This is a genomic window from Pseudomonas sp. YH-1 (assembly GCF_051990045.1).
GTDB classification, from domain to species: domain Bacteria; phylum Pseudomonadota; class Gammaproteobacteria; order Pseudomonadales; family Pseudomonadaceae; genus Pseudomonas; species Pseudomonas nicosulfuronedens.
In genome coordinates, this window is the sequence record NZ_CP178184.1 from 5,476,788 (window position 1) to 5,495,713 (window position 18,926).

An 18,926-nucleotide genomic window follows, 5' to 3' on the forward strand; every position below is an offset into this window, starting at 1 on the left:
TTCTGATGAGAAGCGGAAGAAAAGCTGATCACGATTCCTGACAATCCTCCTCCCTGTCGCTGCCTATCCCATCTACCAGATGCTCGATATCCACCTGACTTTTCCCTCGCGCCCTGCTCTTCGTCACTCCGCGCGCGGATCATTTCGCCTTCCCGGCAGCTAGGAAAATCGTTCCAGCCGCTCTGGAAAAGGCATTCGCCCATAGCTCAACCCAGCTACATTCATTGACGACCATCCCCGACACCGCCCTTGATCACATTTTCTGTCGGCCAGCGTCTGACAAATCCTCCGCCCCTTCTCCTTACCAGGAAGATCAGTTATCGAAAACTAACAAACTCATGCAAATCCGCTTCCACGTACTCCTTTTATCAAGACAAAAATTGAAACACCCCAAAAACAAAAACGCGAAAAACAACCACCAATAACTTTCAACCACAAAAAACCCTACCGGAAAGCTAAAACAAATCCAGACAGACAACCTATAACCAGACAAATACATGGACCGATCAATGCAGCGGAAATCAAACTTCACATCAACCGATCTACCGACAACAGATAGCGGCGACTGAATTAGCTTTTCACTTGAACGGCTATCGACTGCACTCCAAAACAGCCAGGAGTCTCTTACGTGCAAGACAGAAAATTCAGCATCCTGATCGTCGAAGACCATCCCTTCCAGCTGATCGCTACGCAAATGCAACTGAACAGATTGGGCTTCTTTCGATTGACGCCCGCTCTTGATGCCAATGAAGCGCGCGAAGAGTGTGCACGACGCAATGAACCTTTCGACCTCCTGCTCTGCGATATCAACCTGCCCGACACCGACGGCATAGAACTGCTCAGCGAACTGACCAACGCCGGTCATATTCGCCAAGCGGTCTTCCTGACTTGCCGCGATAGCGATGAACTGCAAGCGCTGCGCATAACCCTGCGCGCCAAGGGATTACCCATCCTGGCTTGCCTGTCGAAGCCCCTCGATGCGTGGGCGCTGATGCAAATCCTGGGCACGGGCGAGAGCATCAGCCTCAGGGCGCGGGCAGATTGACTGGCTGGTCCGGATACCACGCATCGATCAGCGGGCTGAGGCTGAAACCTGCGAGTTCCGGCTGCTGCTTCAGCCATCCGTCGATCAATTCGCGCTGCTCCGCACTCACCGAGCCGCGCCGAGCAAGGCAGATGAACCCGTATTCGTCGCAACCGCTGTAGACCAGACCGTTGGGTTCGACGGCAACTCCCGCGAAACGCTTCATGAAAGCGTCGACTGCCTCTTCGTCTGTCCCCTCCTTGTACTGGAAACTCAGTTCGAAGCCGAGTTCCTGGAATTCATCGACACACAACTTCTTGCGTAAACGACGGGAACGATAGGTAGCCATCTGAATCTCTCCTCAGGAGGGCTTTCGCCGCTCGATGCACGAGTTTGTCCGGAACATACCCGGGACCTGCGCAAACAATGCCCCGATCAGCCTCTCCGAGACGACTGGCATCCGAAGGCCAGCGCATCCTGGAACGGCTTGCGGCATAATGTGCCGCAGCTCCCGGTCCAACAGGGAGTATTTCAACTGTAGTGTTGCGCTTCATCTTTTCATTTTTTCAAGTCAATGCCCGACCACTGGGATATCACCTTTTCTATGTTCAAGTCTCTGCGTGTCCTCGCTCTCGCTACCTTATTGCCCTTCGCCTTGCCGGCCGTTGCCCAGATCAACAGCACCTTGCCCGAACGCGTACAGAAAGCGCTGCGGGCCAGCAAACTTACCGACGACGCCCTGTCGCTGGTGATGATTCCTCTGGAAGGTCCAGGCAACGCTACCTATTTCAACGCTGACGTCTCGGTGAACCCGGCGTCGACCATGAAGCTGTTCACCACCTATGCCGCCCTGGAGATGCTCGGCCCGACCTACCAGTGGCAGACCGAGTTCTACACCGACGGCCAGCTCAAGGACGGTACCCTGAATGGCAACCTCTACCTCAAGGGCGGCGGTGATCCGAAGCTGAACCTGGAGAAGCTCTGGCTGATGATGCGCGACCTGCGCGCCAACGGCGTGAACAAGGTCACCGGCGACCTGGTGCTGGACCGCAGCTACTTCAACATTCCCCAATTGCCAGTCTTCAATGACGACGGCGGCGACGACAACAAGCCTTTCCTGGTCGGCCCGGACTCGCTGATGGTCAACCTGAAGAGCGTGCGTCTGGTGATCCGCACCGAGGGCAACAAGGCCACCGTGCTGATGGACCCGCCGCTGGCGAACGTGCGCATCGACAACCAGATCCAGGTCAGCAAGGCCGCGGCCTGCCCCGCCTGGCCGAAACTGCGCTTCAACCCGGTGACCCAGTTCGATGGCACCTCGCTGGTCGCCACCGGGCAGATTCCGCAGGGCTGCAGCGCGCAGACCTACATGTCCCTTCTCGAACACCCGGCCTACACTGCCGGCGCCGTGCGCGGCATCTGGCAGGAGCTGGGCGGCAGCATTCTCGGCAAGGACCGCGAAGGCACCGTGCCGAAGAGCGCCACTCTGGTAGCCCGCGCCATGTCGCCGGATGTCGTGGAAATCATCCGCGACATCAACAAGTTCAGTAACAACACCATGGCCCGCCAGCTGTTCCTTTCGGTCGGCCGTCAGTATCGCAATGGCGCCGACGCGGACGACGCCCAGGCTGCCCAGCGGGTGATCCGCCAATGGCTGGCGCGCAAGGGCATCACCGCGAGCCACCTGGTGATGGAAAACGGATCGGGCCTGTCCCGCGACGAGCGAGTCAGCGCCCGCGAGATGGCTGCCATGCTTCAGGCCGCGTGGCATAGCCCCTACGCTGCCGAGTACATCTCCTCGCTGCCGATCGTGGCCAAGGACGGCACCATGCGCAAACGCCTGCGTGGCACGCCCATGGCCGGAGAAGCCCACGTGAAGACCGGGACCCTGAACACCGTACGTGCCCTCGCCGGCTTCAGCCGCGACGCCAACGGCCGCACCTGGGTGGTGGTGGCGATCCTCAACAGCAACCGGCCGTGGGGCGCCTCATCGATCCTCGACCAGGTACTGCTGGACCTCTACAGCAGCACCAAGCGCTGATCCTCACCCGAACCCCGGCCAACTGGCCGGGGTTTTCGCGTCAGGCTTCGACCTTCTCCAGGCGGTCGCGCCCCAGCCGCTTGGCGCGATAGACCGCGCGGTCCACCTTGCGCATCAGATCGTCCGCGCTTTCGCCAGGGCACCAGGAGGCCACCCCGAAGCTCGCCGTCACCACCCCGACGCCCTCCATCGGCTGCCCGCGCAAGGCCTTCCACAGAGCCTCTGCCAGTTGCCAAGCCTGCTCCGTGGTGCTTCCCGGGCAGAGCACCACCAGCTCCTCTCCCCCCAGGCGGCAGAACACGTCCACCTTGCGCAGGCGTTGGGCAATCCGTTGGCACAGGGTGACCAACACGATATCGCCCGCCTCGTGACCGAAGCGGTCATTGATGTCCTTGAAGTGGTCGATATCGAACATCACCAGCGACAACGGCTCACCGCTGCGGGCGCAGCGCGCCATGGCCTGATCCAATTGTTCCTTGAAGTAGCGGCGATTGTGGATGCCCGTCAGTGCATCGGTGACCGAGAGGCGCCGCAGTTCCATCTCCGCTTCCTTGCGCCGGGTAATGTCAGTGGCGATGCCCAGATACCCCGTGGTGTTGCCCGCAGAGTCGCGCACGCCGGTAATGATCAGGTTGATCTTCAGCTGCCGGCCATCACGGCGCACGCAGGTCCACTCGTGCTCCTCGTGCCCTTCGCCCACGAGAGCGCCGACGACATCGAAGCCACGAATCTCGCGGCCAAGGATGCTCGACAGATCCTGCGCTCGTCGGCGGATCTCGTCCTTGACGAAGACGTTCTCCGGCACTGGCCGCCCGATCACCTCCTGGGCGCTGTAGCCAAACATGCGCTCCGCCCCGACATTGAAGCTGCGCACGAAGCCGCGCAGGTCGGTCGAGACGATAGCCACCTGGGTCGCCGCATCCAGCAGGCCATGCAGGCGACTGTTGACCTCGCCCAGCTCAAGCTCGGCGGCCTTGCGCGAACTGATGTCAGTCTGGGTGCCGATCATGCGTCGCGGCGAACCGTCGTGGTCACGCTCCACCACCTGCCCGCGGTCCAGAACCCAGAGCCAGCGGCCACTCTTGCAGCGCAACCGGTGCTCACTCTGATACAGCGAAGACTCTCCCCGCAGATGCCGGCGTAGCGCATCACAGCGTGCGTCCTTGTCCTCGGGATGGACCCGGCTCAGGCTCTCGTCAGTGGTTGCTCCCACCTCGCTGTCGCGGTAGCCGAGCATGGCCTTCCAGGCATGGGAATAGAAAACGTTACCGGTATCCAGGCTCCAGTCCCAGACGCCGTGGCCGGCGCTGTCCATGGCGAAGTGCAGGCGAGCCTGGTTTTCCTGCAGCTCCAGTTGGTTGGCTCGCAGCTCGGCGGTGCGCTCGTCCACCAGTTGCAGGGCCCGCTGGCGTTGCCCCAGCAGTGCCAGCACATAGCCCGCCAGCAACAGCGAAGTCAGCCCTCCAGCGAACGCTACCCAAAGCTGCGGGTGCCCCTGGTTGCGCCGCAGGAATTCACTGGAAGGCTCGACGCGCACCAGGTAGTCACGACCGGCAAACGGCAAGTGCCGCTCGGCAACCAGTCCCGCCGTCTGATCAGCCGCCACCGGGCTGCGATACAACGGTACATCCGGACGCGGGTCGCTGGCATCCCGCAGTGTCAGCGCCAACTGCTCGCCGCGCGCTTCCGATCCCTCTTCGATTAGCAGGCGATAGCTGATCGCTGCCAACAGGATGCCCTGGATACCGACTCGGGTCTCCGCTGTCGGGCTGGGCGTCGCGCTGTTGCGATAGAGTGGCGCCGCCAGCAGGAAACCCGTGGAATCCGCCGGCGGTGCACCGGGCAGGACCACGGGCATGGAGGCGGCCACCGAACGCGTCTTCATCACGCGCTGGGTCAACTCGCGCCCCGGCAGGGTCGAATTGAGGTCCAGGCCCAGGGGCATCTCTTCCAGGTATTCGGAGGCACCATAGAGGACGGGAAAATAGCGCTCGCGAACCTGTGCCGGAATCGGTCGGCCCTGCAGGTCCAGCTCGAAAAGCATGTAATCGAGCATGCCGGCATCATGGGCGCGGACCTCAAAGGCGTCGCGCTGACGCTGGTCCACGCGCGGCAGCCAGGCGTAACCCAGCGTATCGCCCAGCAACGGGCTGACGAAGTGTTCGAACTCCTCGCGGGAAACGTTCGCGGAGTTCTCAAAGAAGCGCTGGATCGATTCCAGTTCGCTCTGCTGCATCGATAGCCGCTCGCGAACGCGCTCGATCCGCTCGACGGCTGCAAGGGAAAATTGTTGTTCCAGGAAAGTGCGGGCATTGCGCCACACATTCCAGCCAAGCAACGCCGTCAGCAAGAGACCGGCCACCAGCACGACGCAGGCGGCACGCAGAGCCTTCTTCCGGCTGGCGACTCCCTGAGCGGCGGGCAACTGCTGGTAGGCCGGCAACTGGGTCATGCGCTTTCCCAACTCTCAGGATGACTCAGTTTTTATAGCAGTCGATGGCCATTTGCCCAGCTTTCGCGCGACGCACGGCCCGGGCCGTGCGCCGCTCGGGCCTCAGCGTACGCTGATACGCCAGGCGCGGTGGATCTTGCTGTTGCGGGCGAAGTCCTGGTCCAGCGTCTGGGCGCTGATTTCCTCGACCTGGTAGCGCGCTGCCAGTCCTTCATCCAGTTCGAACTTGCGGAAGTTGTTGGAGAAGTACAGCACACCGCCCTTGGCCAGACGCGCCATGGCCAGGTCGATCAGCTCGACATGGTCGCGCTGCACATCGAACACCCCCTCCATGCGCTTGGAGTTGGAGAAGGTCGGTGGGTCGATGAACACCAGGTCGTACTCGCCGCGGTCCTCACGCAGCCATTCCATCACGTCGCTCTGTACCAGGCGTTGCTTGTCGGAGAAGCCGTTGAGCGACAGGTTGCGCCGTGCCCAGTCCAGGTAGGTCTTGGACAGGTCAACGCTGGTGGTGCTGCGTGCATCACCCTTGGCAGCATGCACGGTAGCCGTGGCTGTGTAGCAGAACAGGTTGAGGAAACGCTTGCCGGCAGCCTCGCGCTGAATACGCATACGGATCGGGCGGTGGTCGAGGAACAGGCCGGTGTCGAGGTAGTCGGTCAGATTGACCAGCAGCTTCACGCCGCCCTCTTCGACTTCCATGAAACGGCCTTCGGCGCTCTGCCGCTCGTACTGTTTCTTGCCGGTCTGGCGCTCGCGACGCTTGATGACGATGCGCTCGGTGGGAATACCCAGGGCCTGCGGCAATGCAGCGAGCGCATCGAGCAGGCGGATCTGGGCCTTCTCCGGGTCAATGGACTTGGGTGCCGCGTATTCCTGCACGTGCGCCCAGTCGCGGTAGAGGTCCACGGCCAGGGCGTACTCGGGCATGTCGGCGTCGTACACCCGGTAGCACTCGATCTTTTCCTTGCGCGCCCATTTTCCGAGCGCCTTGACGTTCTTCTGCAGGCGGTTGGCGAACATCTGCCCGCCCTCGCTCAGGCGAGCCTGTTCGATCACTGCGGCGCCCTGGGCCGGAGCGGCATCGCTGCGCTCACCACGCTCGCCAGTCACGAACTGGCGCGGCTCCACGTCCAGCATGATCAGCTTGCAGGGCAGCGCGCCGTTGAAGAAAGCGTACTGTTTGTGGCTACGGATCCCCATGCGCTTGCCGAGCTCCGGTGCGCCGGTAAACACGCCGGCACTCCAGCCCAGGCAGCTCTGGCGTAGGCGCTCGCCCAGGTGCTGATAGAGGTACAGCAGGCTAGCTTCATCGCCCAGGCGCTCGCCATAGGGCGGGTTGCAGATGATCAGGCCCTTCTGGCCCTTGTCCGGGCGTGGCTCGAAAGTGGCCAGCTCGCCCTGATAGATCTTCACCCACTCGGCCAGGCCGGAGCGTTCGATGTTGTTGCGCGCCGGCTGGATCAGGCGCGGGTCGGCTTCATAGCCGCGAATCCACAGCGGAGTCTTGGCGAGGCCGACCTCGGCACGCTGCTGGGCTTCCTCGATCAGCTTCTTCCAGATCGCCGGTACGTGGCCCAGCCAGTTGCTGAACCCCCAGCGCTCGCGCTTGAGGTTTGGCGCGACGTCGGCGGCGATCAGGCCGGCTTCGATGAGGAAGGTACCGACGCCACACATCGGGTCGGACAATGCCCCGCCTTCAGCGGCGATCTTCGGCCAACCGGCGCGGATCAGCACGGCTGCGGCAAGGTTCTCTTTCAACGGCGCGGCGCCCTGCTGCAGACGGTAGCCACGCTGGTGAAGGCTGTGGCCGGAAAGGTCCAGGGACAGCACGGCCTGGCCGCGATCCAGGTGCAGGTGCACGCGGATGTCCGGGTTGACCTTGTCCACGGTCGGGCGCTTGCCGAACTCGGCGCGCAGGTTGTCGACGATGGCGTCCTTCACCTTCAGCGCGCCGAAATGGGTGTTATCGATGCCCGAGCCCTTGCCACTGAACTCCACTGCCAGGCTGCCGTCGGCCTCCAGGTGGTCGCTCCAGGACACGGCGTTGACGCCCAGGTAGAGGTCTTCGGCGTTGCTCACCGGGAAACGCGACAGCACCAGCAGCACACGGTTGGCCAGGCGCGACCAGAGGCAAAGGCGGTAGGCCGTCTCCAGGTCGCCCTTGCCACGAATGGCCGAAACCTGGGCGCGCGCCTCGGTCAGCCCGAGCGCCTGGGCTTCATCCAGCAACAGGCCATCGAGCCCTTTCGGGCAGGTGAGGAAGAGATCGTGCAAATCCGACATGCAAATAGTTCCCGGGCAGCAGCCCTTTCAGCAAAGCCGCTTACGGCCTTGTTGGCCACCCTGGATTCGACCAGGACGACCCTGTGTATTCATTTTCCGGGATGAACCGGCAGCCCGGTCTGCGACCCCGGGTCGCAGAAGTCACCCCACTCGTCGGAACGAGAGAAAGTCGCATCTGGACACACCTTTCTCCTTGATCCTTTGCAACCTCCCGCCCCTGGCGGGTTATGCCGTACTGGCATTTTGCAAACCGGACGAACCTTATGGCCCAAACCCATAAGAGTTACGTCCTTATGACAAATTGGTCATTCACAGCCCCGGAACCTTTCGATAGAACTCGGGGTAATCCTTCACCGCAATGGTGTCGGGCGGGGCGCGTCACGCCGGCAATGCGCCCCATTTGGCGGAACATTCCGCCCGGCCTCCCTGGGGGGCCAACGGGACATAACAGTCAACAAGTGAGGGCAACACCCTATGAGAAGACTTAAGCGTGATCCGTTGGAAAGAGCCTTTTTGCGCGGTTATCAGCACGGCATTACTGGAAAATCTCGCGACCTCTGTCCGTTTACCCATCCCACTACCCGGCAATCCTGGCTCAACGGCTGGCGTGAGGGCCGCGGCGACAACTGGGATGGTTTGACCGGCGCCGCCGGTATTCAACGAGTGAACCAATTGCAGCACGCAACAGGCTGAATCCAGGGTCACCCACGACTTCCCCAAGCCGCCCCATCCGGGCGGAAAAGGGCGCAAGCCCAAGGGCTCCGAAAGGAGCCCTACTTATTTCTGCTATCGGTACTTATGTCCGCTTGGCCGCCGCAATGGCGTCCACCGCTTCGCGAATCAGCGCCGGACCCTTGTAGATGAACCCGGAATAGATCTGTACCAGGCTCGCACCTGCGGCGATCTTTTCCGCCGCATGCGCGCCCTCGGTGATACCGCCAGCGGCGATGATCGGCAGACGACCACCCAGTTCACCCGCCAGCACCTTGACGATGTGGGTGCTCTTCTCGCGCACCGGAGCACCCGACAGGCCTCCCGCCTCGTTACCGAACGGCAGGTGCTCCACGCCTTCGCGCCCCAGGGTGGTGTTGGTCGCGATCACCGCATCCATGCCCGACTCGATCAGCGCGGCGGCGACCATCGAGGTCTCCTCATCGCTCATGTCCGGCGCGATCTTGATCGCCAGCGGCACGCGACGACCGTGCTGCACGGCCAGGTCTTCCTGGCGCAGACGCAACGCTTCGAGCAGTTGCTTGAGCGAATCACCGAACTGCAGGCTGCGCAGGCCGGGGGTGTTTGGCGAGCTGACGTTGACCGTGACGTAGCTGGCATGGGCGTAGACCTTGTCCAGGCAGATCAGGTAGTCATCCACCGCGCGCTCGACCGGGGTATCGAAGTTCTTGCCGATGTTGATACCCAGCACGCCCTTGTATTTCGCAGCCCTGACCCGCTCGATCAGGTGATCGACGCCGTGGTTGTTGAAGCCCATGCGATTGATGATCGCGGTAGCTTGCGGCAGGCGGAAGAGGCGCGGCTTCGGGTTGCCCGGCTGCGGACGCGGGGTGACGGTGCCGATCTCGACGAAACCGAAGCCCAGTTGGGCGAAGCCATCGATGGCCTCACCATTCTTGTCCAGGCCGGCCGCCAGCCCCACTGGGTTGGCAAACTCCAGGCCCATGACCTTTACCGGCAGGCTTTTCGGCGCCTGGGTCAGCAGGCCGTTAAGGCCCAGGCGGCCACCGGCGCCGATCAGGTCGATGGACAATTCATGGGAGGTTTCCGGGGAGAGCTTGAACAGGAGCTCGCGGGCCAGGCTGTACATGGTCGGGCATCGGTCGGCAAAATGGGGCGCTATTATAGCCAGCCCGCCCTCGCTCAGGCGAGGCGACGCAGCGCCAGCAGCCGCCCGGAATCGTCGAATTCCAGCTCGAAGCTGCCGTGAACTCCGGAATGAGTGACGAATGGACGCAGGTGATGCGCCGGCAAGTTGATGTGCCGACCATCGCGGCTACGCACCTGCACCCGGTTGGCCTGCCCGCGATAGAGCGCTTGCAGACGCTCCGTCGGCAGGGAAATATCCAGTACGACGCAAGCCATGGAGGCCTCCTGGAAAGTGAAGGAAAGAATTTTGCCACAACGCATGCGCCCTACGGCGCCAGGGTTTTCTATGCTTAGGGCAATTCGCCGCGCATCGGGCCCGGCGCTTCCTGCACGGACCAGCCGGCCATCGGGAGTCTTGCGTCGTCCATGAGTCAACCACCTCGTCCTCGCAGCGTAACCAGTCGGCTGGCCGCCCTTGCCCAGCGCCTGGGCATCGGCAGTACTGATGGGCGCAACATCGCCGAACGCAGTCGGAGCCTGTCCCTGCCCTTCGAGCCCCTGCCCGAATGGCGCGCCGGCCTTGGCTGGCAATCCGGGCCGCCGCTGTACCGGCTGATCGACCTGCCGCGCGGCGCGCTGTCCGGACCGGTACAGGAAGACAAGGCACGCATCCATACCGTTCTCAAGCGCCTGGTGGCCAGCCACCGCGAAGAGCATCCCGCCGTTGATATTCGCAGCATCGACGGCCTTTGCTGCCGCAGCCTGCTCGACAGCCCCCTGGCGGGCCTTGAAGAGCTCTCCAACTGCGAGCAGTGCCGCAAGGTACGGATCATCAGTTACAACGACTTCACCAAGGTGCTGGGCGTGGCGCTGCCCGGCTTCGAGCGCAAGGCGCCGCTGCTGTTGCGCAGTGCAGGCTGGCACGGCGCGCGGTTGTTCTGGGACGACGACAATCACCCCTGCGAACTGGCCAATGCGGTGGTCTACGCCCGTCGCCGCGGGCTGGAGATCATTCTGCCAGCGAGCATCCAGCGCTTTGAACTGCAAGCTTCTGCACTGGATGAGCTGGAGCGCGACTTCCACATGCTGGCCATGCCGGCCAAGGCCTGGAGCGACGCGTCCTTCATGGAACTGTTGCTGGAGACCGGCATGCCCTACGCCCGCTTCGGACTGTTCAACTCGGAAACCCCGGAGAGCCTGCTGCTACCTCGCGACCACCCGCAGTCCGATGCCTTCGGCCGGGGCCTGCGGGAGGCCGGCGCTCCGGATGTAATTGCGTATCTGCGCCGCGCCGGCAAGACCGGCTGACCCGCGGCATCACTCCTCAAGCGCTTCTTCGCCGAGGTGGCGCTCTTCCTCGTCCAGGCTTTCCAGCACCTCATGATGCCGGGCGCGCCACTCTTCCAGGCTGAGCCCCAAAGTCGCCAGCAACTGCGGATTGCTTTTCACCAGGTAGACCGCCGCGCGCTGGGCGGAATCTTCCACCTTCCAGTTCACTTCGTCCGAATCGATCGGTCCTTCATAGGTGATCCAGCGGCTGAAGTCCGGGTACACACTGCAGACCTTCTGGAAGTCCAGATCACGCATGCGCTGGTTGCCGTACTCGATGTTCTCCACATCCTTGGGCTTCATGCCGACCGTCTCGGCGAAAGCGCGGCGCGACAGTCCCGTCAACGAGCGAAGCGCCCGTAGTCTTTCTCCCGCAGTGAACAGGAAACGTTTCTTCATCATGCGTCATCCATCTCCGAGACTGCCAAAACCCGGAAAAACACCCTAATAACTAGGATAAATTCATCATCCAGACCCAAGTAGAACCATGGATCAGAAGGACGGGATGGTGCGGGACAGAGCATGAGCGAGGAAAGCGGATTCGACCCGGACCTGGTCACGGGCGGCTATTACGTGACGCCACAGCGCTTTGCGCAGCTGATTGGCCTGACCGACCGTCAGGCCATTGTGCAGCGCTGGATCGATCAGGGAGCAATCCCGACACGCTGCATAGGCGACCAGCTCCTGGTGGACCTGGGCGCCCTGCTGCTGATGACCCAGCCGGATCAGGCCTGATCCGTTTCCTGGGCGGCCTGCAGTGCTGGTACGGCGGGAATGCCGATATCCACGCAGAGTGCCAGGACGCGCTCCAGGTCATTGCGATAGACCAGCACACACTGCAGTTCGGTATCCAGCGGCTCGCTGAAGTCCACCAGCACGTAACCGCCCTTTTCCGGGTAGAGCGCGCCGAGCTGGGTCTGGATGCGGTTCAGCGCGGCCAGCGGCTCGGCCTTGCGCAGTTGCTTGGCCTGCAGCACGAAGCTCACGCTCGGGTCGAAGGAGGCACGGATCTCGCCGAACAGCTCTTCATAGCTGTCGCCCATGAACAGCACGATCTCCGGCAGGCTGCCGACGACAACCCACTCCCCAAGCGGGATGGGGAAATCGTCGTCGTAATTGATGTCTGGATTGGCCGCGAGGAAGGCCGCCGGATCGGCGTAGGCCTGCGAAGCCTCGTCGGCGACCTGTTGGATCTCGTCCTCGCCCAGGCAGCCGGAGCTGATCAGCGTGAGGAGTTCGACGAGTTGCGCTTTCATGGGGAGGTCCTGAATAGGGATAAACAGCCGGAAAGGATATCCGCATTCGCCGTAAAACGCCGCAGCCGGGAACTTTCTGTAGGACTAAAGCGTCCGAAGTCGCCAGAAACGATACCCACTATTGAACGGGATGATTTCTGCTCGCTTCGAGCGGTTGATAGCCTGACAACCATCCCGAACCAGCCTGCGTGTGAAAACCATGAATCGTGCCCTCGCCCTTCTCTCCCTGACCCTGCCCCTGTGGCTGGTGGGTTGTGCCAGCCAACCGGCGCCGCAGCATGAGCCGTACAGCGATGAGCAAGTGAAGTCTTTCGCGCTGAAGATGCTGGGTGCCAGCAATATGTCCGATGAGCTGTACGCCAAGTACCGCCGGGCGCTGACCGAGCCGCGCGAGGACGGGCGCAGCGGGAGCTGACTCTGCTGGCTCGTGTCGAGCCTTCATCGACACACCTCGACTATTCAACATCGCGGGCGTGGCCCGCTCCTGCCGATTGAGTCCAGGCGACTCCTGCAGGAGCGTGCCGTGCCCGCGGCTTGCATTTCAGAAGCCGGCGACTGGCGTCCTTCAGCGGCGAAAAAAAAGCCCCGCACTGAGCGGGGCTGGAGCATCAAAAGGTCAAGCCGTTCAGGGCATCAGACGGGGCAGACGCCCGGCTGGTTGCTCTGCGCCAGGTCGAGCAGTTCGCGGTTGGCCACGGCGTACATGGCGTAGTCAGTGCTGGTGGACGCACGCAACTCGACGAGCATGGCGCGCCAGCGAGCCACCATCGGGCCGTGCTGGTCCAGCCAGAGCGCTACCCGCGCATCGATCTCCGCCGGGCCGTCCTGCATCTGCAGCACGGAGACGGTGATCGCCCGCTGCTGCCAGTCCAGGTCATCGCGGAAGGCTTCGCGGGCCAGCGCCTGCCAGTTGTTCTCCACCGGCAGGGAGCTGATCTGCTGCAGGTACCAGGTCAATTCCAGCTCGCTGCCCAGGGCGAAGTAGGCGCGCGCCACATCGGCCGGGTCGCGGCCGGTGACGTCCGCTGCTTCGATGATCGGCAGCAGGGTGTAGAGGTGACTGGTACCGGCGACCATGCGCGCCAGCAACTCCGGCACGCCAGCGTCGACGTAGGCCTGGTAGCGTGCCTGCCACAGCTCGCGGGTCGGGCCTTCGAGCAGCTCATTGAGCTTCAGGCCCAGGGCGGCGATGCGCGGACCGAAGTGCGCGACGTCACGGGCGGCATCCTGCTCGTTGCGACGGCTGCGCAGGAACCAGCGGGTAGCCCGGCGGCCCAGGCGCATCAGTTCGTCCATCAGGGTCAGTTGCACTTCTGCCGGCACCTGGTAGTCCAACGCCTCGATCTGGCGGAACCAATGCGGTAGATGGAAGACATCACGCACGATCACGTAGGCACCGGCCACGTTCGCCGGCGTCATGCCCGTGGACTCCTTCAGGCGCTGCACGAAGGTGATGCCCATGTGGTTGATCAGGTCGTTGGCGATCTGCGTACTGACGATCTCGCGCTTCAGACGGTGCTTGCGCATGGCCGGGCCGAAGGTATCGACCAGGGTCTGCGGGAAGGCCGTCTCCATGTCGCGGGTCAGGTAGTCGTCGTCCGGTACCAGCGAACCCAGCAACTGTTCCTTCAGATCGATCTTGCTGTAGGAAATCAACACGGACAGTTCAGCGCGAGTCAGCCCCTGACCAGCAGCGATGCGCTCGGCGAGTCCTTCGTCGGTGGGCAGGAACTCCAGCGCACGATCCAACTTGCCCCGACCTTCCAGGTCGCTCATCAGACGCTTGTACTCGGCGATGCGCTCGCGGGCGCGGCGCTCGGCCAGAGACAGCGCCTGGGTCTGCTTGTAGTTGTTGCCCAGCACCAGGTCGGATACCTGGTCGGTCATTTCCGCCAGCAGCTTGTTGCGCTGCTTGCTGGTCATGTCGCCGGCGGTCACCACCTCATTGAGCAGGATCTTGATGTTCACCTCGTGGTCGGAGCAGTCCACACCACCAGCGTTGTCGATGAAGTCGGTGTTGCACGCACCACCATTGAGGCCGAATTCGACCCGCGCCAGCTGCGTCATGCCAAGGTTGCCGCCCTCGCCCACCACTTTCACCCGCAGGTCGCGGCCGTCCACGCGCAGGCCGTCGTTGGCCTTGTCGCCGACATCGGCATGGGTTTCATCGCTGGACTTCACGTAGGTGCCGATGCCGCCGTTCCACAGCAGGTCCACCGGAGCCTTGAGCAGCGCGTGGATCAGCTCGGTCGGGGTCAGGCGCTCGGCATCGATGTCGAAGCGCGCGCGCACTTCCGGGGTCAGGGTGATGCTCTTGGCGCTGCGCAGGAAGATGCCGCCACCGGCGGAGATCAGCGAGGCGTCGTAGTCAGCCCAGCTGGAACGCGGCAGGTTGAACAGGCGCTGGCGCTCGGCGAAGCTCGCCGCCGGGTCCGGATTGGGGTCAAGGAAGATGTGCATATGGTTGAACGCCGCGACCATCTGCAGCTTGTCCGACATCAGCAGGCCGTTGCCGAACACGTCGCCGGCCATGTCGCCAATGCCGATGACCGTCACGCTGTCCTTCTGTACGTCGATGCCGCGCTCGCGGAAGTGACGCTGCACCGAGACCCAGCCGCCGCGGGCGGTGATGCCCATGCCCTTGTGGTCGTAGCCGGCGGAGCCGCCGGAGGCGAAGGCGTCGCCAAGCCAGAAGTTATAGTCGGCGGAGATGCCGTTGGCGATGTCGGAGAAGGTCGCGGTGCCCTTGTCCGCCGCCACTACCAGGTAGGGGTCATCGGCATCGTGGCGCACCACGTTGGCCGGCGGCACGACCTGGCCTTCCTTGAGATTGTCGGTAATGTCCAGCAGACCGGAGATGAAGATGCGGTAGCAGGCGATGGCTTCCGCCTGGATTTCATCGCGGCTGCCGCCGACCGGTAGGCGGCGCGGGATGAAGCCGCCCTTGGCGCCGGTAGGTACGATCACCGCGTTCTTCACTTGCTGCGCCTTCACCAAGCCCAGCACTTCGGTTCGGAAGTCTTCCTCGCGGTCGGACCAGCGCAGGCCACCCCGAGCCACGTCGCCGAAGCGCAGGTGCACGCCTTCCACGCGCGGGCAGTAGACGAAGATTTCGAATTTCGGCGTCGGACGCGGGATTTCCGGGATGGCCTTGGGGTTGAACTTGAAGCTGAAGTAGCTCTTGTTCTGCCCGGCGGCGTCCGGCTGGTAGAAGTTGGTGCGCAGGGTCGCCTTGATCAGGTCGAGGTAGCGCCGCAGGATGCGGTCCTCGTTGAGCACCTGGACATCGTCCAGGGCGGTGAGGATGGCCTGCTCCAGCTTCTGCTGCTTGTCTTCCAGGTCCTCGGCGGTGAGCTTGCGGGCCAGGTAGAAGCGGGTCTTGAACAGGCGCACCAGTTCGCGGGCGATGTCCACATGGGCATTCAGCGCGCTGGCGATGTAGCCCAGGTCGAAGCCCAGGCGGATCTGCTTGAGGTAGCGCGCATAGGCGCGCAGCAGCGCCACGTCGCGCCATGGCAGGCCGGCGGTCAGCACCAGGCGGTTGAAGGCGTCGTTCTCGGCATCGCCATTGACGATATGGACGAAGGCGTCCTGCAGGGTTTCGTTGAGTTCCTGGATGTTGACGTCCAGGCCTTCGGCGTAGGTGAAGGCGAAGTCATGAATCCAGTACTCGCGGCCGTTGGTGTGGCGCAGGCGGTAGGGAAACTCGCCGAGCACGCGCAGGCCGAGGTTCTCCAGGATCGGCAGGACGTCCGATAGCGCCAGCGGCGTGTCGGCGTGATACAGCTTGCAGTGCAGTTGCTGCTCGCCCTGGGCCAGCGGCTGGTAGAAGCTCATCACCAGCGGGCGGCTCTCGGACAGGCTGGACAGGTGCTGCAGGTCTACCACCGCGAAGTGCGGGGCGAAACGCTCGCGGTAGCCGGCCGGGAAGCCTTTCGGGAAGTCTTCCAGCAGGTTGTTGCCCTGCCCTTCGCCGAAGTTCTCCAGCACCAGCGCGGCGTAGTCGTCCTGCCAGGAACGGCAGGCCTGGATGGCTTCCTGCTCCAACTGGGCGGCGTCGACGTCGATGCGGTTCTTCGGGTCGACGCGCAGGATGAACTGCACACGGGCCAGGGTGGATTCGGAGAAGAAGGTCCAGAACTCACAGTCGCTGGCCTTCAGGCGCTCCATCAGCACCTGCTGGATCTTCATCCGCGTTTCGGTGGAATAGATGTCACGCGGCACGTAGGCCAGGCAGTAGGCGAAGCGGCCGTACGGGTCCTTGCGCAGGAACAGGCGGATCTTGTTGCGCTCCTGGATCTGCACGATGGACATGGCCGTGTTGTACAGCTCGTCCACCGGGGTCTGGAACAGGTCGTCGCGCGGCAGCACTTCGAGAATCTGAGCCAGCTCCTTGCCCAGGTGCGCCTTGCTGTCGAAACCGGAGTTCTTCAGGACGGCGGCGACCTTGCCACGGATGAACGGGATGTCGAACACGCTCTCGGCGTAAACCGCCGAGGTGTACAGGCCGAGGAAGCGGAACTCGCGGACGACCTTGCCCTTGGCGTCGATCTCGCGGATCGACACATAGTCCGGGTAGGCCGGGCGGTGCACGCGGCTGGGCTGCGAGGCCTTGGCGAAGGACAGCAGCACCGGCTCGCGCAGGTACGCGACTGCATAATCCTCGATGTGCAGGTCGTCCTTGTTCAGGCCGGCGCGCAGGGTGCGGGTCAGGCCGAGGAAGGCCTTCTCGTCGTACACCAGATGGCCACCGTCGGCCTCCTCCTGCACGGTGAATTCTTCATAACCGAGGAAGGTGAAATGGTTGTCCAACAGCCACTCGAGGAAGGCACGCACCTCGGCGGTTTCTTCCGCACGGGCCTTGACCTTGGACTTGCCCAGCCAGGCCAGCAACTCTTCGGCCTTGGTGCGCATGGCCGGGAAGTCGGCGACGGCCAGGCGGACTTCGCCGAGCACCTCCAGCAGTGCCTTCTCCAGGGTGCGCAGTTCACCGGCCTGGGAGACACGGTCGATCTCCAGGTACATCAGCGATTCCTGGTGCACGTCCTTGCCGGTGCTGTTCTTGGGCAGGATTTCCAGCAGCTCGCCCTTGGCGTTGCGGCGCACGCTGAGCACGTTGGTCTGCAGGGTATGGATGCTGTAGCCGCGGCGGTTCAGTTCCATGCGCACCGAGTCGACCAGGAACGGCTGGTCCGGGTGCAGCACCTGCACGGCAGTGTGGGTGGACTGCCAGCCGTGCTTTTCGTAATCGGGGTTGTACACCGCCACTTCAGGCTGGGTGGGGTCGAAGCGTTCCAACAGGCGCCAGGAAGACAGCGTGCAGCCGACCAGGTCGGACAGCCTGCGCTGGGTCAATTCGTCGAGAGAGATGAAACCGAAGAACTGCTCGGCGAACAGGGTCACTTGTGGCAGACCCTTGTCGTCGACGTGCTGCGCCAGGGCCGCTTTCAGTTGTTGCTGGAAGTCGGCTTTGCTGGCTGCGGTGAAGAACGCCATGTTGGTACTCCGCTGGGCTCGTTTTGTTGGATTGAGCGTAGAACGCATATCGTCTTGTGTCGGGCCACAGGTATAGCCGGGCAGTGTGACCCTCGATTGACAACCCCGACCGGGCGGTCACCGATCCGCCGAGCTTATCGGGAGTCGGCAGGCCATGGCTTACGGGGCTGCGACATATTCGTTCAACGGCATGCAGGCTCCGCATCCACAGAGAAACGACATATTTCACAGTACGATCGTTCCGTATCTGACGGCAGAAATATCAAAGCGCTATCATGGCTATCCCCCGCCTGGAACGGACGCCATGCAACGCCACCCACCCCTGCACCGACCGCTGCTGCGCCACCTGGACAACCTGCTGGTCACCCTGCTGGGCGTGGCGCTGCTGGTACTGGCCTGGTTGTTTCTCGATGAGGCCGTGCGCCCGCTGCTGATTGGCGCGATCCCGGTCTATCTCGGCGTGCTGTTGCCACGCATTGTCGGCCGCGACGAACGTCTGCGCCGTGTCGAAGCCGCGCGCCAGCGCTCGGTGCGCGAGTGGGGTTTCTGTAGCCGCGACCGCAACGGTCCCTGGATCAATTACATCGACTTCCCGCTGGTCTGCGAGGACCCGGTGTTCGAGGGCCGTTTCTTCTATAGCGAGTGGCTGGTGGTGCACGACGGCCACATCATCATCAACCCCGGCCCGGCGCAGGTGGACCTCGCCGCCGGTACCGTCACCTACGACTTCGGCTGCACCCGCACCTACGCCTGGGACGGCTGCTCGCCGAAAGTACCGTTCTTCTGGATCGCCACCCTCGGTACGCCGGACTGGTGGGAGCACCTGGAAAGCGTGCAGTGCCTGCGCCACGGCCAGCAGAAGGAGCGCACGATGTTCTGGCCGGTGGCACACCACGCCAGCCTGGTGCATGACGCGCTGTACCAGTTCCTCAACGTCGCCCCGGTGACCAAGGCCGAGGCGGACGAACTCTTTCATCGAATGCTGCTCGAAGCCGGCATGCCACGCCTGGTCGCCTGGGTCTACCGTTTCGCGGTGGTCCACGGAGGCGCGCGCGACATGCGCCACCAGCGCAACCCCAACACCTCGCTGCGCTGCCTGACTCCGCTGCCCGGCTTCGAACCACCACAGGAACCACTAGCGCCGCACAAGGCTCGAAGCGCAGCGCTGCAAGAGTGAGGGCCGATGCAGTAAAGTAGGCGCCCCGACAGCCCCACCCTTCG

The 18,926-nt window shown here is 63.1% G+C and carries 15 protein-coding genes; 7 read left to right on the top strand and 8 right to left on the bottom strand.

What is annotated here, in order from left to right; all coding sequences use genetic code 11:
• The first annotated feature begins 628 nt into the window (after positions 1-628).
• Positions 629-1,045, top strand: coding sequence for a response regulator (locus ACKI1H_RS25000; protein ID WP_440466674.1), 417 nt, complete (start codon positions 629-631; stop codon positions 1,043-1,045).
• Here ACKI1H_RS25000 and ACKI1H_RS25005 read toward each other — a convergent pair.
• On the bottom strand, positions 1,026-1,373 hold the full coding sequence (locus ACKI1H_RS25005; RefSeq protein WP_440466675.1) for a YggL family protein: 348 nt from the start codon (positions 1,371-1,373) through the stop codon (positions 1,026-1,028). The two genes, ACKI1H_RS25000 and ACKI1H_RS25005, sit on opposite strands and share 20 nt — an antisense overlap.
• Before the next feature lie 255 nt (positions 1,374-1,628).
• Between ACKI1H_RS25005 and dacB the strand changes: the two genes are divergently transcribed.
• Positions 1,629-3,065: a D-alanyl-D-alanine carboxypeptidase/D-alanyl-D-alanine endopeptidase gene (gene dacB / locus ACKI1H_RS25010; RefSeq protein WP_440466676.1), complete on the top strand. Its 1,437-nt coding sequence runs from the start codon at positions 1,629-1,631 to the stop codon at positions 3,063-3,065.
• A gap of 40 nt (positions 3,066-3,105) precedes the next feature.
• On the opposite strand, the gene ACKI1H_RS25015 is transcribed toward dacB, so the two are convergent.
• Both ACKI1H_RS25015 and rlmKL read right to left on the bottom strand, forming a co-directional pair.
• Positions 3,106-5,517, bottom strand: coding sequence for a sensor domain-containing diguanylate cyclase (locus tag ACKI1H_RS25015; RefSeq protein WP_138525902.1), 2,412 nt, complete (start codon positions 5,515-5,517; stop codon positions 3,106-3,108).
• Between the two features lie 102 nt (positions 5,518-5,619).
• Positions 5,620-7,803: a bifunctional 23S rRNA (guanine(2069)-N(7))-methyltransferase RlmK/23S rRNA (guanine(2445)-N(2))-methyltransferase RlmL gene (gene rlmKL, locus ACKI1H_RS25020; RefSeq protein ID WP_440466677.1), complete on the bottom strand. Its 2,184-nt coding sequence runs from the start codon at positions 7,801-7,803 to the stop codon at positions 5,620-5,622.
• Positions 7,804-8,277: 474 nt separating this feature from the next.
• On the opposite strand from rlmKL, the gene rmf reads away from it, so the two are divergent.
• Positions 8,278-8,496, top strand: coding sequence for a ribosome modulation factor (gene rmf / locus ACKI1H_RS25025; protein WP_081519407.1), 219 nt, complete (start codon positions 8,278-8,280; stop codon positions 8,494-8,496).
• A gap of 103 nt (positions 8,497-8,599) precedes the next feature.
• Here the strand turns inward: rmf and ACKI1H_RS25030 are convergent, their stop codons facing one another.
• Complete coding sequence (locus ACKI1H_RS25030; RefSeq protein ID WP_440466678.1) at positions 8,600-9,625, bottom strand: quinone-dependent dihydroorotate dehydrogenase; 1,026 nt, start codon at positions 9,623-9,625, stop codon at positions 8,600-8,602.
• Positions 9,626-9,678: 53 nt separating this feature from the next.
• Positions 9,679-9,900, bottom strand: a complete 222-nt coding sequence (locus ACKI1H_RS25035; RefSeq protein ID WP_138525899.1) for a DUF2835 domain-containing protein — start codon at positions 9,898-9,900, stop codon at positions 9,679-9,681.
• Between the two features lie 150 nt (positions 9,901-10,050).
• Between ACKI1H_RS25035 and ACKI1H_RS25040 the strand changes: the two genes are divergently transcribed.
• Positions 10,051-10,932: a DUF6685 family protein gene (locus tag ACKI1H_RS25040; protein WP_440466679.1), complete on the top strand. Its 882-nt coding sequence runs from the start codon at positions 10,051-10,053 to the stop codon at positions 10,930-10,932.
• A 9-nt stretch (positions 10,933-10,941) separates the two neighbouring features.
• Here ACKI1H_RS25040 and ACKI1H_RS25045 read toward each other — a convergent pair whose 3' ends face one another.
• Positions 10,942-11,355 (bottom strand): helix-turn-helix transcriptional regulator, encoded by a 414-nt coding sequence (locus ACKI1H_RS25045; protein ID WP_246084930.1) that lies wholly within the window; start codon positions 11,353-11,355, stop codon positions 10,942-10,944.
• A 120-nt stretch (positions 11,356-11,475) separates the two neighbouring features.
• Here ACKI1H_RS25045 and ACKI1H_RS25050 point away from each other — a divergent pair, with 120 nt between their 5' ends.
• On the top strand, positions 11,476-11,688 hold the full coding sequence (locus ACKI1H_RS25050) for a DNA-binding protein (protein ID WP_138525897.1): 213 nt from the start codon (positions 11,476-11,478) through the stop codon (positions 11,686-11,688).
• On the opposite strand, the gene ACKI1H_RS25055 is transcribed toward ACKI1H_RS25050, so the two are convergent.
• Positions 11,679-12,209, bottom strand: coding sequence for a hypothetical protein (locus tag ACKI1H_RS25055; RefSeq protein ID WP_138525896.1), 531 nt, complete (start codon positions 12,207-12,209; stop codon positions 11,679-11,681). The two genes, ACKI1H_RS25050 and ACKI1H_RS25055, sit on opposite strands and share 10 nt — an antisense overlap.
• Positions 12,210-12,408: 199 nt before the next feature.
• Between ACKI1H_RS25055 and ACKI1H_RS25060 the strand changes: the two genes are divergently transcribed.
• Complete coding sequence (locus ACKI1H_RS25060) at positions 12,409-12,624, top strand: hypothetical protein (protein ID WP_138525895.1); 216 nt, start codon at positions 12,409-12,411, stop codon at positions 12,622-12,624.
• 218 nt (positions 12,625-12,842) lie between these two features.
• Here the strand turns inward: ACKI1H_RS25060 and ACKI1H_RS25065 are convergent, their stop codons facing one another.
• Positions 12,843-17,705 (bottom strand): NAD-glutamate dehydrogenase, encoded by a 4,863-nt coding sequence (locus ACKI1H_RS25065; RefSeq protein WP_138525894.1) that lies wholly within the window; start codon positions 17,703-17,705, stop codon positions 12,843-12,845.
• Positions 17,706-18,009: 304 nt separating this feature from the next.
• Here ACKI1H_RS25065 and ACKI1H_RS25070 point away from each other — a divergent pair, with 304 nt between their 5' ends.
• The gene (locus ACKI1H_RS25070) at positions 18,010-18,882 is read left to right on the top strand and encodes a DUF1353 domain-containing protein (RefSeq protein WP_440466680.1); all 873 of its coding nucleotides are present in this window, start codon (positions 18,010-18,012) and stop codon (positions 18,880-18,882) included.
• The last annotated feature ends 44 nt before the right edge of the window (positions 18,883-18,926 follow it).

Coding starts and splice junctions, on each gene's coding strand:
- ACKI1H_RS25005 (WP_440466675.1), bottom strand. CDS start 1,373: ATGGCTACCTATCGTTCCCGTCGTTTACGCAAGAAGTTGTGTGTCGAT.
- dacB (WP_440466676.1), top strand. CDS start 1,629: ATGTTCAAGTCTCTGCGTGTCCTCGCTCTCGCTACCTTATTGCCCTTC.
- ACKI1H_RS25015 (WP_138525902.1), bottom strand. CDS start 5,517: ATGACCCAGTTGCCGGCCTACCAGCAGTTGCCCGCCGCTCAGGGAGTC.
- rlmKL (WP_440466677.1), bottom strand. CDS start 7,803: ATGTCGGATTTGCACGATCTCTTCCTCACCTGCCCGAAAGGGCTCGAT.
- rmf (WP_081519407.1), top strand. CDS start 8,278: ATGAGAAGACTTAAGCGTGATCCGTTGGAAAGAGCCTTTTTGCGCGGT.
- ACKI1H_RS25030 (WP_440466678.1), bottom strand. CDS start 9,625: ATGTACAGCCTGGCCCGCGAGCTCCTGTTCAAGCTCTCCCCGGAAACC.
- ACKI1H_RS25035 (WP_138525899.1), bottom strand. CDS start 9,900: ATGGCTTGCGTCGTACTGGATATTTCCCTGCCGACGGAGCGTCTGCAA.
- ACKI1H_RS25040 (WP_440466679.1), top strand. CDS start 10,051: ATGAGTCAACCACCTCGTCCTCGCAGCGTAACCAGTCGGCTGGCCGCC.
- ACKI1H_RS25045 (WP_246084930.1), bottom strand. CDS start 11,355: ATGATGAAGAAACGTTTCCTGTTCACTGCGGGAGAAAGACTACGGGCG.
- ACKI1H_RS25050 (WP_138525897.1), top strand. CDS start 11,476: ATGAGCGAGGAAAGCGGATTCGACCCGGACCTGGTCACGGGCGGCTAT.
- ACKI1H_RS25055 (WP_138525896.1), bottom strand. CDS start 12,209: ATGAAAGCGCAACTCGTCGAACTCCTCACGCTGATCAGCTCCGGCTGC.
- ACKI1H_RS25060 (WP_138525895.1), top strand. CDS start 12,409: ATGAATCGTGCCCTCGCCCTTCTCTCCCTGACCCTGCCCCTGTGGCTG.
- ACKI1H_RS25065 (WP_138525894.1), bottom strand. CDS start 17,705: ATGGCGTTCTTCACCGCAGCCAGCAAAGCCGACTTCCAGCAACAACTG.
- ACKI1H_RS25070 (WP_440466680.1), top strand. CDS start 18,010: ATGCAACGCCACCCACCCCTGCACCGACCGCTGCTGCGCCACCTGGAC.